Source organism: Vibrio sp. (assembly GCF_047973365.1).
Classification (GTDB): Bacteria; Pseudomonadota; Gammaproteobacteria; order Enterobacterales; family Vibrionaceae; genus Vibrio.
In genome coordinates this window covers 14,917-30,068 of the sequence record NZ_JBKEBW010000131.1, presented here as the reverse complement: position 1 = coordinate 30,068, position 15,152 = coordinate 14,917, and the positions used below count along the sequence as shown (strand labels likewise).

Genomic DNA, 15,152 nt, shown 5'->3' with positions numbered 1-15,152 from the left:
AATAATGAAAGGTAAACTACTGTTATTATTAATCTTATTATCAAGCCCGTTAGCTTATGCCAAAATGGACGTCATGGTTCATAGCCCATATGCCAGAGCGACACCACCAACTGCCGTCACCAGTGCGGTATTTGGCGAAATCGTCAACAGAAGCGACACAGACCGATACATTGTTTCAGCGACGACTAATGCAGCAGGAAAGGTAGAGTTACATGATGTCATCACAGAAGGTGATGTAATGAAAATGCGTCAAGTCACCGAATTTAAAGTACCAGCTAAAGGCAAGTTGGAATTAAAACCGGGCAGTTTCCACATTATGTTGTTCACCCTACCTAAGCCATTATCTGAGGGCGAAGAGGTCGAAGTTCAGGTGACATTCAAAAATGGGGAACAACTGACCTTTAAAGCACCAGTTAAAAAAGTCATGAGCGGCATGAAAATGGACCATCATTAATTCCATATTTCAGCTTCGAGCGTTTAGAAGTGTTAAAGCTAAAACATTAAAAAAGAGGTGGGTATTCCCGCCTCTTCTGCTATTATTTGCATGATTTTTAACTAGAGAACATTAGGAGATTTTAATGATTGTATTCCGTACCCACCGCGCAAGTTCAGAGAAGAAAGCTTAATTTTCAACCTTTTCTTTCCTTCGATTTGCCCGGTGTTTGCTTAACCGGGGTCACACCTTTATTCGGCCCTAGTCATATTTAATTGCGTTATAAGACAGCGTACCTACGCGTGTCTGGGGTAACCAAATGAGTTTAAACGAAACCTTATCACTTTCTTTGCCACAATTAGGATGGCGACCTGTTTACCAGCAACAACTTAGCTGGGATGAATTAGACACGGCAATGCCCGCTCGTATCAGTGAGCATCACCGTACTGGCTATATCTGTTGGACAGAAAATGGCGAGCTTCACCTAGATATCCATGCCAAGCTACCATCCATGACGGTGGGCGATTGGATATTGCTAGAACGGGAAACTAACCAGTTTATTAAGCTACTGGAACGTCAATCTCTCTTTAGCAGAAAAGCGGCTGGCATTAAGTCTTACGAGCAACTCATCGCTTCCAATGTGGATACGGTATTTATTGTCTGCTCACTCAATTATGACTTTAATTTAAGTCGCATTGAACGCTATTTGGCACTCGCCAAAGAAGCACAAGTCGAGCCAGTGGTTGTGTTAACTAAAGCTGATTTATGTGACGATGCTGATGATAAAAAGCAGCAAGTTCAAGCGCTAAACCCAATGCTGAATGTGGAATCGATTAACGCGCTTTCTGGCGATAGCTGTCATCGCTTAAAAGCGTGGTGCAAAATTGGTAAAACTATTGCGGTGATGGGCTCTTCCGGTGTGGGTAAATCTACCTTAGTGAATACATTACTGGGCAGTGAGGCTCAGGAAACGGCTGGCATTCGTGAACACGACAGCAAAGGCCGCCACACAACCACGTCTCGCTCTCTTCTTCCAATGCCTTCAGGCGCTTTGCTGCTTGATACTCCGGGAATGCGTGAAATCCAGATCTCCGACTGCGAACAAGGCATTGAAGAAGTCTTCGCCGACGTAACCAAATTGGCGGACAAATGTCGCTTTAGTGATTGTAAGCATGTCAGCGAACCAGGCTGTGCGGTTTTGCAGGCAATAGAAAACGAAGAGCTTGATGAAAGAAGACTGCGCAACTATCGCAAACTGCTTACTGAGCAAGCTCGAAACCGTGAATCCATTGCAGAAAGGCGTTCCAAAGAGAAAGATTTCCATAAGCACGTGAAAAGCGTGATGAAGGAGAAACAATCTAGGGAACAAGGATATTAATCCAACACATTAGCAAAGGGTGAAATATCACCCTTTATTTTCACCCAAAAAACCAGCTACAAATGCGCAACATTTCATTAAAAATGTGTCGAATTTCAACATCTCTATTAAATATTATTCTAACGATAAATAAAACCTAGACACATTGTCCTGCGAAGTTAATATACCTCTCTACAGCGAGTACTGCTGTATACATTACAATTCAAACTATTTATTCATTGCAGGGATAATTATGCAAAGCAACAACATTTTTGCCCGATTCGCTCGAGGCAATTTGGTGCTTCAGATCCTCGTTGGTATCGTTTTAGGTGCTATCGTGGCGACTGTTTCACCAGATTCTGCTCAAAGTGTCGGCTTACTTGGTAACCTCTTTGTCGGAGCTCTAAAAGCCGTAGCACCAGTGCTTGTTTTCATTTTGGTTGCAGCCTCTATTGCTAACCAAAAGAAAAACCATCACACATACATGCGCCCTATCGTAGTTCTATATCTGCTAGGAACATTTACCGCAGCTCTAACAGCCGTTGTACTGAGCTTCATGTTCCCAACAACTTTGACACTTGTTGCAGGAGCTGAAGGTGCAACACCTCCACAAGGTATAACTGAAGTACTGAACACACTATTATTTAAATTGGTTGATAACCCAGTAAATGCGCTAATGTCAGCAAACTACATTGGCATTCTTGCTTGGGGGGTTGGTTTAGGTCTGGCACTTCATCACGCTTCAGCAACAACAAAAGCGGTGTTTGAAGATCTCAGCCATGGCGTTTCTCAAATCGTACGTTTCATTATTCGCCTAGCACCATTCGGTATCTTTGGTCTTGTCGCATCTACGTTTGCCACCACTGGTTTTGGTGCTCTGGTGGGTTACGCTCAGCTTCTTGCAGTGTTATTAGGTGCGATGATATTCATTGCTCTAATCGTTAACCCTTTGATTGTCTATGTAAAGATTGGCGAAAACCCATATCCTCTAGTTCTACAATGTTTACGTGAAAGTGGCATGACTGCGTTCTTCACCCGTTCAAGCGCGGCCAACATCCCAGTAAACATGGCACTTTGTGAGAAACTAGAACTGGATGAGAATACTTACTCTGTATCAATTCCTCTAGGTGCAACGATCAACATGGCTGGTGCAGCTATCACAATCACAGTACTAACACTTGCGGCTGTAAACACTTTAGGTATTGAAGTTGACCTATTAACCGCAGTGTTATTGAGTGTTGTTGCGGCTATCTCTGCTTGTGGCGCGTCAGGTGTTGCAGGCGGTTCTCTACTGCTTATTCCATTAGCTTGTGGTTTGTTTGGTATTTCGAACGACGTTGCAATGCAAGTAGTCGCAGTGGGCTTCATTATCGGTGTTATTCAAGATTCGGCAGAAACTGCACTAAACAGCTCGACGGACGTTGTGTTCACAGCCGCCGTTTGCAAAGCTGAACATAAGAAATCTCAGAAATAAACGATTAATAATACTACCTAGGTAAAAATATGATCAGATTGAACATCGGTGGAACAGCGAATGAGTGTCGAACACAAACACGCATAGACCCTTCCATGGGGCTCCGCCGAGCCATCCATGGCTCGGCGGGTTTGCTTATCGACACCCATTCACTGATCAGAAAGTTTTCTAGGATGGTATAATTGGCTAATAAAAAATCCGCCTCTTGGGCGGATTTTTTAACTCTACATATTACTTCAAAGATTACTTCTTCACAGAAACTTTAGCGTCTTGGGGTTGCACCTCTTGTACCTTCGTTTCATGAGCTTTCACTTCTTTGACTTTATCGGCTAATTCAACCACAGACTTATTATCAGTATTGTTTTCACCCGGATGCGTAACGCCATTGAAACGTCCACCTTGTTCAATACTCAGGTCGTCACTATAGATAGTGCCACTAACCTTTCCGCGGCTAAGAATTTCAATCTTCTCCGCATGACAAGTTCCTACAAACTCACCATTGATGACAAGGTGTTTAGCGAATATCTCACCACTTGTACGTCCGGACTCGCTAACGATTAAGGTTTTATCAACGTGAATCTCACCCTCAACAGCACCATCCACTTGCATATTGCTTTCTACCCGGAATTTTCCGGTGATTGAGCAGCCCTTTGCAATGAGAGTGGTAGCTGAGTGCTGACTCTTAGCTCGACCTGATTTACCAAAGATTCCCATCGAATACCTTTAACCTCACTAAATATCGTCTCAAAGTTATTTATTCCCCAATGAACAAAAGGCTTAGGGTCTAACGACCGACCGACGAATCGAATTTCATAATGTAAATGTGGCCCTGACGAAAGACCACTGTTGCCAGAGTACCCGATCAAATCACCCTGTTGAACGAAGTCACCACTTTTTACCGCGAACTTCTGTAAGTGTGAAAATGAACTGCTGAACCCATGCATATGTAATAAACGCAGGAAGTTTCCTGACCCTTGATCACTTTTACGAGTGATCTCTACAACACCATCTGCAGGTGCATAAATTGGAGTGCCAATATTTACTGCGAAATCTTGACCTCGATGAAACGTTGCTTTTCCAGTAACCGGATGAACTCTTTTACCATAACTAGACGAGATTCGTCCTTTTTGTACAGGAGAACCGCTTGGAATTTGAGTCAACATCACCATTCGAACCGATGATGTAATTGCAGCCGTATCTAAACGAGACTCCAATTCAGAAGATGTCTCTCCCATTCCAAGCACTTTCTCTAAGTCACCAAGCTTATCTGAAACAAGCTGAATTTTTTCTTCTCGTTCCAGTAAATCGCCCTCTAAGTTTTCTTTCAAACTCTTAAGGGAAGTCACTTCCTCTGCTAGTGTTAAAGATTTATTTTCCAATTCAAGCTGCTTTAATCGAGCAAAGTATGCGTCATTAACCAGTTTATATATAAACGCACCTGTTGCTAGAATACTGGCAAACAACAGATATCCTATACCTTTTAAGCAGTATCGATACAGCTTTCCTACATGTAAGTGCCGCGTTCCATTGATTGACGAAACGGAAACTATGACGCTTTCTTTCATTAACTAATATCCGTTACCCATATCGAAAGTGGCGGAATTCTAGCAAGGAAATGCCACTGACTAAACTATTTGCTGTAAGTACTTATTGCCAATTCACACTTCTCGCTATTTTTTCCGCCCATGAAGCAAACATCCAACGCCAATCTTTGCGCTGTTACTGGTCTGCATCCCAGCCGATTTCTTTACTAAAAACATGCCAATTCGATAGTCATCTTCTGACGTGTTATAAAAACACACTTCCCCCATTATTGCTCACATTTTATCCAGGATAATTTTCTGTATCTAAATTACAAATATCCCAATAACAATTCCATTATTTATTTCAATAAATAAAATAAATCAATAAGTGTGAGATTTATCTCCTTTAATTTCTACCCTAAGATTTAATTTAATAGAATTGTGACTTTGATCTATATTTTTAAAAATGATTTTTAATCTAATTCGTGACATTGATCATAAACTATTTATTGACAATGTAGTTAATCGCGTTTTGTAACAAAATTACATAGTAGAACAATGAGAAAGGTCACAAAGAAATTATTTGAAAGGTATTTAATATGAGAATTAGATCACAAAAACCCCGTTCTCAGAGCCAATTAGAAATTATGTGGTAAATTTATTGAGTGTTATTCAATCTGCGGTTTTGGCGAACCGTTACTACAACAAAATTAATCAGAACATCAAACGGGGTACACTTATGTTATCACCAGAAGCAAAGGTCAAGGTACAGAATTTTGGCCGATTCCTTTCCAATATGGTAATGCCGAATATCGGCGCGTTTATCGCTTGGGGGTTTATTACCGCACTATTTATTCCAACGGGTTGGATTCCAAATGAAACGCTATCCAGCATGGTTGGTCCGATGATCACTTACTTGCTACCGCTACTTATCGGTTACACCGGTGGTAAAATGGTGGCAGGTGATCGTGGCGCTGTAGTTGGTGCAGTCACCACTATGGGTGTCATTGTTGGTACTGACATTCCAATGTTCATGGGTGCAATGATTGCAGGTCCGCTTGGCGCTCTTGCTATCAAAAAATTCGACCAAGCTGTTCACGGTAAAGTGAAGAGCGGTTTCGAAATGCTAGTCAACAACTTCTCTGCTGGTATTATCGGTATGATCTGCGCAATCATTGCGTATTTGATTATCGGCCCTGCGGTAAAAGTTCTTTCTACTGCTCTGGCTGCTGGTGTAAACACTTTAGTTGAATCAGGTCTGCTACCTTTAACTTCACTTTTTGTTGAACCTGCGAAAATCCTATTCCTTAACAATGCGATTAACCATGGTATCTTCTCACCACTTGGTATTCAGCAATCTGAGGAGCTAGGTAAATCTATCTTCTTCTTAATCGAAGCTAACCCAGGTCCTGGTCTAGGTCTACTTATCGCTTACATGGTCTTTGGTAAAGGCAGTGCTAAGCAATCAGCAGCGGGTGCTTCAATTATCCACTTCCTAGGTGGTATCCACGAGATCTACTTCCCATACGTACTAATGAACCCACGTCTAATCATCGCAGTAATCGCAGGTGGTATGACTGGTGTATTCACTAACGTGATGTTTGAATCAGGTCTTGTATCTCCAGCATCTCCAGGCTCTATCTTCGCTGTACTATTGATGACACCAAAATCAGCATTCGTTGGCGTTATCCTGTCAGTAATCTGTTCAGCAGCGGTTTCATTCTTCGTTGCTTCACTACTGATGAAAACTCAAAAACAAACATCCGAAGATGACGATTCGCTAGAGCAAGCAACTAGCCAAATGCAAGACATGAAAGCGTCTTCTAAAGGTCAAACTGTTGCTACAAATATCGACATGAGCAGCGTTCGTAAAATCATCGTAGCTTGTGATGCAGGTATGGGTTCAAGCGCTATGGGTGCGAGCCTGCTACGTAAGAAAGTTGATGCTGCTAATCTAGATATTGAAGTAACAAACCTAGCAATTAACAACCTGCCAAATGATGTAGATATCGTTGTTACTCACCGCGATCTTACTGACCGTGCACGTAAACATGCTGCTAACGCTAAGCACATTTCGCTATCAAACTTCCTTGATAACGCTCTGTACGACAACTTGGTGGCAGAACTTACCGCGGCTAAAGAGGGCGCACTAAAAAAGCCTGAAACACCAGCAAACACTGTCTCTAGTGAAGATAAACCACTAAAGCTTTCCAATGAAAACATCTTCTTAAGCTTGACTCCAAAAAGCAAAGAAGAAGTGATCAAGTTTGCTGGTGAACAACTTGTAAAACTAGGCTATGTAGCACCTGAGTATGTCGAAGGCATGCTAGCGAGAGAGCAATTGGTGTCTACCTATCTGGGTGAGTCCATCGCGGTTCCTCATGGAACGATCGAAACCAAGCAATACGTTAAGAAAACTGGCATCGTTTTCTGCCAATTCCCTGAAGGTGTTCAGTGGGGTGAAGACGAAGATGATGTGGCGAAACTCGTTATCGGTATTGCTGCGCAAGGCGATGAACATATTCAAGTTATCACGGCTATCACCAATTCGCTCGATGACGAAGAAGCTATCGAGTGCTTGAAGACCACAACTAACTCTGGTGATGTTCTTCGTATATTAAATGGCTAAAACATTTTAGGTCATGCTCCTACACGATGAACTTAAGGCCGGTCTCCCCCGACTGGCCTTGTTTTAAATTTGAATTTTTGGAAGGTATGTTATGAAAGCGTTGCATTTTGGTGCCGGCAATATTGGCCGCGGATTTATTGGTAAGTTACTCGCTGACGCAAACATTCACGTTACATTCACCGACGTCAATCAGGTTGTTGTAAACGAACTGATTACACGCAAAGAATACCCAGTTAAAGTTGTAGGCGCTGATTGCGTTACTGAAATTGTAACCGGTGTCACCGCGATCAATTCAACTGATCCTACAGTTGTTGATTGTATCGCAGAGTCTGATCTCATCACTACTGCGGTCGGTCCTACAGTTTTAAAAATCATTGCAAAAACATTAGCTCAAGGGCTTGAAAAAAGAGTCAAGAGCGGTAAGACTTCGCCTCTAAATATTATCGCCTGTGAAAACATGGTGCGTGGTACCACTCAACTAAAAGAAGCCGTTTTCGAACTTCTTGCCGATGATGTGAAGCCACAAGTAGAACAGTTGGTTGGTTTTGTTGACTCAGCGGTTGACCGCATCGTTCCTCCAGCAGAAGGAGGGGAAACGGATCCGCTAGCGGTAACAGTAGAAACCTTCAGCGAGTGGATTGTCGACAAGACTCAATTTAAAGGTGAGATCCCAAATATTCCAGGTATGGAATGTACCGATAACCTGATGGCTTTTGTCGAGCGCAAACTATTTACCTTAAATACTGGGCACTGTGTGACAGCGTATTTGGGTAACATTGCAGGTCATAAAACTATCCGCGAAGCCATCGAAGACCCAGCTATTCGTAGCGAAGTGAAACAAGCGATGGAAGAAAGCGGTGAAGTACTGATTAATCGCTACGGGTTTGAAAGAGAAAAACACGCAGCCTACATCGAAAAGATCCTAGGACGTTTTGCAAATCCGTTCCTCGTAGATGAAGTGGATCGCGTTGGTCGTCAACCAATCAGAAAATTGGGGCCAAATGATCGACTTATTAAACCTTTGCTCGGTACTATTGAGTACAAGGTAGCAAATGGCACTCTACTAAAAGGCGTTGCGGCCGCATTGAAATACACCAATGACAGTGACCCGCAAGCAGTAGAACTGCAAGCTTCTCTTCAAGAAGTTGGCGTGAAAAAGACACTCGCGCATTACACTGGCTTGAATGAGGACAGCAAAGAAATACAACAAATTGAAGCTTTATACCGTCAGTTCTAAAAAAGACAAGTTCTATAAAAGACAGGTTCTAAAGAGGACAAGTTCTGAAGAGGAAATGAACGGTAAATAAAGCAACCACTTTAGAGGGTTGACTTTCGACCCTCTAGCCCCAAATTCGATTAGAACATTATATGGTAAACACAATTAACGAAACTGAAATATTAGAACGGCTAAATGATGCTTCATCCGTTCGTGGTTATTTCATTGCTGCCGTAGAGATATTCAGTGACGCCATAACCGACCTGATGGAAAGAATTTTTCGTAAAGATAATTTCGCAGTTCAATCTGTGGTGGGACCTCTGCTGCACGATACCGGTCCATTAGGAAACCGCTCTGTCAGACTCAAACTGCTTTACGGGTTAGGCGTTGTTGCTGATGATGTATACCATGATATTGAGTGCTTTATCAAAATTCGTAACCAGTTAAACAAAGACGGTTCTGAGTACACCTTTACTGATCCCAATATCGTGGCTCAAATCAAAGAGCTTAACCTTGTTAAGAAATCTGGCATGGTGCCTTTTGATTCCATCGATCCCGACTTAGATATCGACCTGGACTTCTATCACTTGCAGCTTCAACGTCAGCAGCAAATGATCAAATCTGGTTTATCGCTAGCAATCATTGATATATGTAATGACCTCAACAAAGAGAGCCCTTTTTAAATCATCTCATAAAGTTAGTGCTCTCATATTCCCATTTTTAATTCATGACACTACCGTTTTTTCATCAGCATGTTAGCCTGTTAACTATTGTTAGCGTATTAACTATTATTTGCTAAAAGAGAACCTGCAATGAAAATCGGTATTATTGGTCTGGGCGGCATCGCACAAAAAGCCTATCTCCCCGTGATTACGTCACTTCCTGATGTGGAACTGGTATTCTGTACTCGTAATGAACAATCCCTGGCGGCACTTGCAAAACAATACCGAGTCTCACAAACCTGTCGTGATTACAAAGAGCTGCTTTCTTTCGGCATCGATGCCGTAATGGTTCACGCAGCGACAACCATTCATCCCGAAATAGCCAGTTTCTTTCTCAGCCACGGTATCCCAACTTTCGTTGATAAACCTCTCGCAGATAGCGCACAAGCGTGTGAAACACTCTATGACTTGGCACAAAAACACAACCAACCGTTGTACGTAGGTTTTAATCGCCGCCATATCCCGCTCTTTAACCAACATTTGCCAGGTTTACAGCAAGGTTGCTTGGCAAACCTACGCGCACTTCGTTGGGAGAAGCATCGTTACAACCTAACCGGTGATATCCGAACGTTCATCTTCGACGATTTCATTCACCCATTGGACAGCGTTAACCTGTTTGCTAAAGCCGACCTCAATGATGTCTACGTCACTCATCAAATGTCAGGCAATCAACTCGCTCGTGTTGACGTGCAATGGCAAAGCGGTGAAGTTATGCTGCATGCTTCTATGAACCGTCAATATGGCATCACGGGTGAGCGGGTACAGGCTCACCTCGTCAATGAGGCCTATGAGTTTGATTCTTTTGTCTCAGGCTATCACTGGGCCAACAATCAGCAAAGCACACTGACGCTAAAAGACTGGACACCTATGCTAGACAGCAAAGGCTTTGCTCATATGATCAAAGATTGGCTAAACGTGGTAGAGCAAGGAATCCTTTCAACTTCAGTGATTGAACGTAATCTTGCCAGCCACCAGCTAGCCGAAGCGATCTGCACTAAAATTCAGGAAACCATCTATACTCAAACTACTTGAAGTTGCAGGTAGGCGACAAGTGAGCGAATCCCCATGAGCATAGATAAACTATGTGATTGGGGTGAGCGAGCGCAGTCAACACCGCTGCAGCTTCAAGTAGGAAGAGTATAACAAAGAAAAAAACTGAGCCTCCTACCGTTGGTCCAGTTTTGTTTTTCAAGCTAATGAGCAAGTTAATCGATTTGGTTAATAAACCACTGCTTGAACTCGGTTAGCAGTTCTGAATAGTGAGGCATTTCCAGTGCGAGTGATGTGATACACGGTTCAATGTTTGCTCTGCTGTATGAGAGGTTGGATAACTTCTGCGCTAATAGTTCCATTGGATAAGGATCTAACATATCACTGAAGATTTTCGCTTCAAGAATGGTTCCTTTTTCCACATCAAGATACACATCTACCCCACCCCAGGTAAAACGTTCATCCATGCGATGAGTAAATGGCGGCGTTTGTCCAAAGTTCCAGTCCCAGCTTTGTTGTAGCGCGAACTTATCACTGAATGTTGGTAGGTCGTGGAAATTCTCTGGTGAAATCCATTCAGCGCTAACTGACTCACCATAATGTTCTGAATACGCTTCGATAATCGCTTCACACACTTGGTCATGATTAATATCTGGCTTCACCGTATCTAAGTTGATCACGCGAGATTTTACCGACGTGATCCCTTTAGCTTGCAGTTTCTTCTCATCTGGATTGAGATAATCCGCTAAGCGATTTAAATCTGCACTCAAAAGCAAAGTACCATGATGAAAACCCCGGTCTAAGGTTTCGCGGTAAGCCGAGCCTGAGAACTTCTTAATTCCAGCTTCGTCTTCAATCACCAAATCGTTACGACCATTTGCCATGCCGTTGATTCCCAGCTTCGCCAGAGCTGCTAACACGATATTGGTTGAGATTTCTTTGTCATATTCGGGTTTAGCCGCCATGAAGGTAAAGTTGGTATTGCCCAAATCATGGAACACCGCTCCGCCGCCAGTTTGACGACGAGCGAGCTTCACGCCATCTTGTTCCATACGCTCTGTCTTGCACTCACGCCATGGGTTCTGTGCGCGACCAATCACCACAGTATCGGCATTACGCCATAGAAACAGCACCCTTTGGTCAGCAGGCATAGAACGAAAAATCGTATCTTCGACGGCTAGATTAAACCAAGGATTAGTGGAATCTGAAATTAGAATACGGGTCTTACTCATCGAATGCTGTTCCTTACAACGGATAATTAACCGATTAAACCTTGTTTCGCCAAGTACTCATCATAAGTACCGTGGAAGTCATTGACGCCATCTTTACTAATTTCAATGATACGGGTAGCGATAGAGGATACGAATTGACGGTCATGAGAAACAAACATCAATGTACCTTTATAGTTTTCTAGCGCCAAGTTCAAAGACTCTATCGATTCCATATCCATGTGGTTAGTCGGTTCATCCATTAGCAGGATGTTTGGTTTTTGCATAATCAACTTACCAAACAACATACGACCTTGCTCACCACCAGAAATCACTTTGACTGATTTCTTGATGTCATTTTGAGAGAACAGCATACGACCGAGAATGCCGCGAACAGTCTGTTCATCGTCGCCGTCTTTTTTCCATTGCCCCATCCAGTCAAGCAGGTTCATGTCTTGTTCGAAGTCATGAGCATGATCCTGAGCATAGTAACCAATGTTGCTGTTTTTAGACCACTTAATCACGCCTTCCATTTGCGTCATTGCACCTGCAAGCGTGTTAAGGAAGGTTGATTTACCGATACCGTTCTCACCGATGATTGCAATACGCTCACCCACTTCAACCATTAGGTTAACACCGTTGATCAGGATGTTGTCACCGTAGCCCTGTTTTAGGTCAGTCACTTCTAGCGCGTTACGGAACAACTCTTTTTCCTGTTCAAAACGGATGAACGGGTTTTGACGGCTTGAAGGTTTCACTTCTTCAAGTTGGATTTTGTCGAGTTGTTTCTGACGAGACGTTGCTTGTTTTGCTTTTGATGCGTTTGCAGAGAAGCGGCTTACGAAGGTTTGCAGCTCAGCCATTTGAGCTTTCTTCTTCGCATTATCTGCATGCAGACGATCACGCGCTTGTTCCGCTGCGATCATGTATTCATCGTAATTACCGTGGAATAAGCGCAGTTCTCCGTAGTCCAGATCAGCCATATGAGTACATACGGTATTTAGGAAGTGACGGTCGTGCGAAATGATGATCATGGTGCAGTTACGCGCTAACAGAATTTGCTCCAACCAAGCAATTGTATGCATATCCAGGTTGTTGGTTGGTTCGTCTAGTAGCATGATTTCTGGTTCAGCAAACAGAACTTGAGCCAATAGCACACGGAGCTTTAGACCCGGAGCAATTTCGCTCATCAGACCAAAGTGTTGTTCTTCAGGAATACCCAGACCTAACAGCAACTCACCCGCTCGAGCCTCAGCCGAATAACCGTCCATCTCAGCGAATTCCGTTTCGAGGTCGCCAACACGCATACCGTCTTCATCAGACATTTCAGGCAGTGCGTAGATACGGTCACGCTCTTCTTTCACTGCCCACAGTTCTTTGTGGCCCATAATCACGGTATCAACCACAGTGTATTTTTCGAACGCGAACTGATCCTGACCCAGTTTCGCCATACGCTCGTTAGGATCGACAGAAACGTTGCCTGCGGATGGTTCAAGTTCACCACCTAAGATCTTCATGAAAGTAGATTTACCACAACCATTCGCCCCAATAAGGCCGTAACGGTTGCCATTACCGAATTTGATCGAGATATTTTCAAATAATGGCTTATCGCCAAATTGCATGGTGATGTTTGCAGTTGTTAGCACGTGAAATTCCTAAGTAATAAACAAGAAAAAAGTTGGCTCAGCACCAACTTTTCAAACTATGGCAATAGTAGCAGCTTTTGTGACAGACATCACCCCCAATCAGGGGCATTTGTTTTTCCTGACTTAAACGAATGATTAGCAACAGAATGAGGATAAATGTCCTCTATCTGTACAGATTAAACACCTCTGGAAGCGTGTTTAAGATCCTCAACCAGAAAGTCCAAAAAGGCTTTGTGTAACTTCGGTTGATAGTGTCTTGAAGCATAAAGAGCCCAGATGCCAAATTGATTGACGTGATACTCATCCAGCACGGTTGTGAGCAAGCCAGACTCAATATAATCGCGAACATCTGGCACAGGAAGGCAGCATAAACCGCGACTACTCAAGGTCGCTTTTAGTAAAATGGTGGTGTCATTGACGGTGTAATTACTTTTAACTTTCACACTGAGTGCATTTCTAGCGTTGCCTTTATCGGTAAAACTCCACACTTGCCCAAGCTTCTTGTGCACCAGACAATTGTGATGAGTCAGATCTTGCGGCTCACGAATTGGCTCATGCGTGTTGATGTATTCTGGTGTGGTACAAATCACCGATGGAAAATCCGCCAGTTTGCGACCAACCAGTTGCTCAGGAAGTCGGTTCCCGCCTTCGATAGCGATATCAATCCCCTCTTTAATCGCATCAACCGGTTTATCAAAAATATGTAGCTCAATAGAAACATTAGGATGCAGCTCTAAAAAACGTTCCACACTTTGCGCCAAGTAGAGTTGCCCAAAAGAGATACTGCTCGCTAGCGCAATTTTGCCTTCCAGCGTACTTTGTTGGTGTTGCGCCATGTGATAAAGCATTTCAGTCTGCTTTAAGATCTCACGGCAGAAAGGCACTAATTCTTCGCCATTGGAGGTCAGAACCAGATTACGAGTTGAGCGATACAAAAGCTTAACGCCCAAGTCTTGTTCCAATGCATTGATGTGGCGTGTCGCCATAGAACGAGAGATATCCAGCTTGGATGCGGCAGCAGTCAAACTTTTCTCATCGACCACAGCAACAAACACTTCCATTGATTTCAGTCTGTCCATTCGCTCTCCATATGTTCGATATGTGCAACAATCTATTGACTGATACCATGTTTATTCAACTACATCAATCATTCATACTCGCAGCCAGTTGCTTAAAAACAAACAAGACAATTAATATCAACATGTACCGATAGGAGTATGAATGATGATAGTCGGTCCTGTGTTGAACAGTTGTGCGATTATATTAGGCGGAATCATTGGCGCATCTTTAGCGAAATACATTCCGAAAAGGCTCGAAAAAGGTTTACCCGCTACCTTTGCGCTCTCGTCTATAGCGATTGGTATCACCATGATAATTAAGGTGCACGATGTCACTGTCGTCGTCATGACATTTATTCTTGGCACAGCGTTGGGTGAACTCATTTTTCTTGAAACAGGTATTGGCAAAGCCGCGACCTATATTCAAAGCAAATTTGAACGCTTTCTGCCGCTGCCCAGAGGATTAACCAAACTCGATTTCACCATGCAGTTTACCGCCCTGATTGTACTATTTGGTGCCAGTGGTTTGGGCGTGATTGGTGCCATGACCGAAGGTTTGAACGGTGATTATCAGCTACTGGTAGTGAAATCCCTGATGGATTTCGTCACAGCGATGATATTTGCCATTACATTAGGTCCCAGTATTGTGTTGATTGCCGTTGTGCAATTTGCCGTTCAAGTCGCGCTATTTTTAGTGGCGAAATCGATCATGCCTTATATGGATGCGCAGGTTTATGCCAATTTCTCAGCAATTGGCGGTATCATCATGCTGGCAGTTGGTCTTCGTATTGCCAAGATCATGAATTTTGCGGTGGTAAACTTCTTACCGGCGCTGTTCTTGGTGGTTCCATTTACCTATTTGTGGCGCCACTTTATGTAGCTAAGCGCCCTAGGCT

At 43.2% G+C, this 15,152-nt stretch carries 13 protein-coding genes; 8 read left to right on the top strand and 5 right to left on the bottom strand.

Translation table 11 applies throughout. The features are described 5' to 3' along the window. The first annotated feature begins 4 nt into the window (after positions 1–4). The 3 genes from ACK5MF_RS16295 (at position 5) to sstT (ending at position 3,264) form a co-directional block, all read left to right on the top strand. Entirely contained in the window at positions 5–454 is a 450-nt protein-coding gene (locus ACK5MF_RS16295) for a copper chaperone PCu(A)C (protein WP_416923623.1), read from the top strand. A 298-nt stretch (positions 455–752) separates the two neighbouring features. Continuing rightward, a complete protein-coding gene (rsgA, locus tag ACK5MF_RS16290; RefSeq protein ID WP_416923622.1) occupies positions 753–1,811 on the top strand; it encodes a ribosome small subunit-dependent GTPase A in 1,059 nt (352 codons plus the stop codon). Positions 1,812–2,043: 232 nt separating this feature from the next. Beyond that, entirely contained in the window at positions 2,044–3,264 is a 1,221-nt protein-coding gene (sstT, locus tag ACK5MF_RS16285) for a serine/threonine transporter SstT (RefSeq protein ID WP_416923621.1), read from the top strand. 243 nt (positions 3,265–3,507) lie between these two features. Here the strand turns inward: sstT and ACK5MF_RS16280 are convergent, their stop codons facing one another. After that, entirely contained in the window at positions 3,508–3,873 is a 366-nt protein-coding gene (locus ACK5MF_RS16280) for a bactofilin family protein (protein ID WP_416923620.1), read from the bottom strand. An 8-nt stretch (positions 3,874–3,881) separates the two neighbouring features. Beyond that, positions 3,882–4,829: a M23 family metallopeptidase gene (locus tag ACK5MF_RS16275; RefSeq protein WP_416923619.1), complete on the bottom strand. Its 948-nt coding sequence runs from the start codon at positions 4,827–4,829 to the stop codon at positions 3,882–3,884. Positions 4,830–5,526: 697 nt separating this feature from the next. Between ACK5MF_RS16275 and ACK5MF_RS16270 the strand changes: the two genes are divergently transcribed. The 4 genes from ACK5MF_RS16270 to ACK5MF_RS16255 all read left to right on the top strand — a co-directional run bounded on the left by ACK5MF_RS16270 (position 5,527) and on the right by ACK5MF_RS16255 (position 10,386). Then, complete coding sequence (locus tag ACK5MF_RS16270) at positions 5,527–7,416, top strand: PTS mannitol transporter subunit IICBA (RefSeq protein ID WP_416923655.1); 1,890 nt, start codon at positions 5,527–5,529, stop codon at positions 7,414–7,416. 91 nt (positions 7,417–7,507) lie between these two features. Then, a complete protein-coding gene (locus tag ACK5MF_RS16265; RefSeq protein ID WP_416923618.1) occupies positions 7,508–8,653 on the top strand; it encodes a mannitol-1-phosphate 5-dehydrogenase in 1,146 nt (381 codons plus the stop codon). Between the two features lie 131 nt (positions 8,654–8,784). Continuing rightward, positions 8,785–9,315, top strand: a complete 531-nt coding sequence (locus ACK5MF_RS16260) for an MltR family transcriptional regulator (protein ID WP_416923617.1) — start codon at positions 8,785–8,787, stop codon at positions 9,313–9,315. Positions 9,316–9,444: 129 nt separating this feature from the next. Next, positions 9,445–10,386: a Gfo/Idh/MocA family protein gene (locus tag ACK5MF_RS16255; protein WP_416923616.1), complete on the top strand. Its 942-nt coding sequence runs from the start codon at positions 9,445–9,447 to the stop codon at positions 10,384–10,386. 173 nt (positions 10,387–10,559) lie between these two features. On the opposite strand, the gene ACK5MF_RS16250 is transcribed toward ACK5MF_RS16255, so the two are convergent. The 3 genes from ACK5MF_RS16250 to ACK5MF_RS16240 form a co-directional block, all read right to left on the bottom strand. Then, positions 10,560–11,576 (bottom strand): lipoate--protein ligase, encoded by a 1,017-nt coding sequence (locus ACK5MF_RS16250; RefSeq protein ID WP_416923615.1) that lies wholly within the window; start codon positions 11,574–11,576, stop codon positions 10,560–10,562. Positions 11,577–11,602: 26 nt separating this feature from the next. Further along, positions 11,603–13,198: an ABC-F family ATPase gene (locus tag ACK5MF_RS16245; protein WP_416923614.1), complete on the bottom strand. Its 1,596-nt coding sequence runs from the start codon at positions 13,196–13,198 to the stop codon at positions 11,603–11,605. A 176-nt stretch (positions 13,199–13,374) separates the two neighbouring features. Further along, the gene (locus ACK5MF_RS16240; RefSeq protein WP_416923613.1) at positions 13,375–14,277 is read right to left on the bottom strand and encodes a LysR family transcriptional regulator; all 903 of its coding nucleotides are present in this window, start codon (positions 14,275–14,277) and stop codon (positions 13,375–13,377) included. A 142-nt stretch (positions 14,278–14,419) separates the two neighbouring features. Here ACK5MF_RS16240 and ACK5MF_RS16235 point away from each other — a divergent pair, with 142 nt between their 5' ends. Further along, positions 14,420–15,136: a DUF554 domain-containing protein gene (locus ACK5MF_RS16235; protein WP_416923612.1), complete on the top strand. Its 717-nt coding sequence runs from the start codon at positions 14,420–14,422 to the stop codon at positions 15,134–15,136. The last annotated feature ends 16 nt before the right edge of the window (positions 15,137–15,152 follow it).

Excerpts from the sequence above, each read along its gene's own strand:
- ACK5MF_RS16295 (WP_416923623.1), top strand. The coding sequence starts at position 5 with ATGAAAGGTAAACTACTGTTATTATTAATCTTATTATCAAGCCCGTTA.
- ACK5MF_RS16250 (WP_416923615.1), bottom strand. The coding sequence starts at position 11,576 with ATGAGTAAGACCCGTATTCTAATTTCAGATTCCACTAATCCTTGGTTT.
- sstT (WP_416923621.1), top strand. The coding sequence starts at position 2,044 with ATGCAAAGCAACAACATTTTTGCCCGATTCGCTCGAGGCAATTTGGTG.
- ACK5MF_RS16270 (WP_416923655.1), top strand. The coding sequence starts at position 5,527 with ATGTTATCACCAGAAGCAAAGGTCAAGGTACAGAATTTTGGCCGATTC.
- ACK5MF_RS16280 (WP_416923620.1), bottom strand. The coding sequence starts at position 3,873 with ATGCAAGTGGATGGTGCTGTTGAGGGTGAGATTCACGTTGATAAAACC.
- ACK5MF_RS16265 (WP_416923618.1), top strand. The coding sequence starts at position 7,508 with ATGAAAGCGTTGCATTTTGGTGCCGGCAATATTGGCCGCGGATTTATT.
- rsgA (WP_416923622.1), top strand. The coding sequence starts at position 753 with ATGAGTTTAAACGAAACCTTATCACTTTCTTTGCCACAATTAGGATGG.
- ACK5MF_RS16240 (WP_416923613.1), bottom strand. The coding sequence starts at position 14,277 with ATGGACAGACTGAAATCAATGGAAGTGTTTGTTGCTGTGGTCGATGAG.
- ACK5MF_RS16255 (WP_416923616.1), top strand. The coding sequence starts at position 9,445 with ATGAAAATCGGTATTATTGGTCTGGGCGGCATCGCACAAAAAGCCTAT.
- ACK5MF_RS16260 (WP_416923617.1), top strand. The coding sequence starts at position 8,785 with ATGGTAAACACAATTAACGAAACTGAAATATTAGAACGGCTAAATGAT.
- ACK5MF_RS16275 (WP_416923619.1), bottom strand. The coding sequence starts at position 4,829 with ATGAAAGAAAGCGTCATAGTTTCCGTTTCGTCAATCAATGGAACGCGG.
- ACK5MF_RS16235 (WP_416923612.1), top strand. The coding sequence starts at position 14,420 with ATGATGATAGTCGGTCCTGTGTTGAACAGTTGTGCGATTATATTAGGC.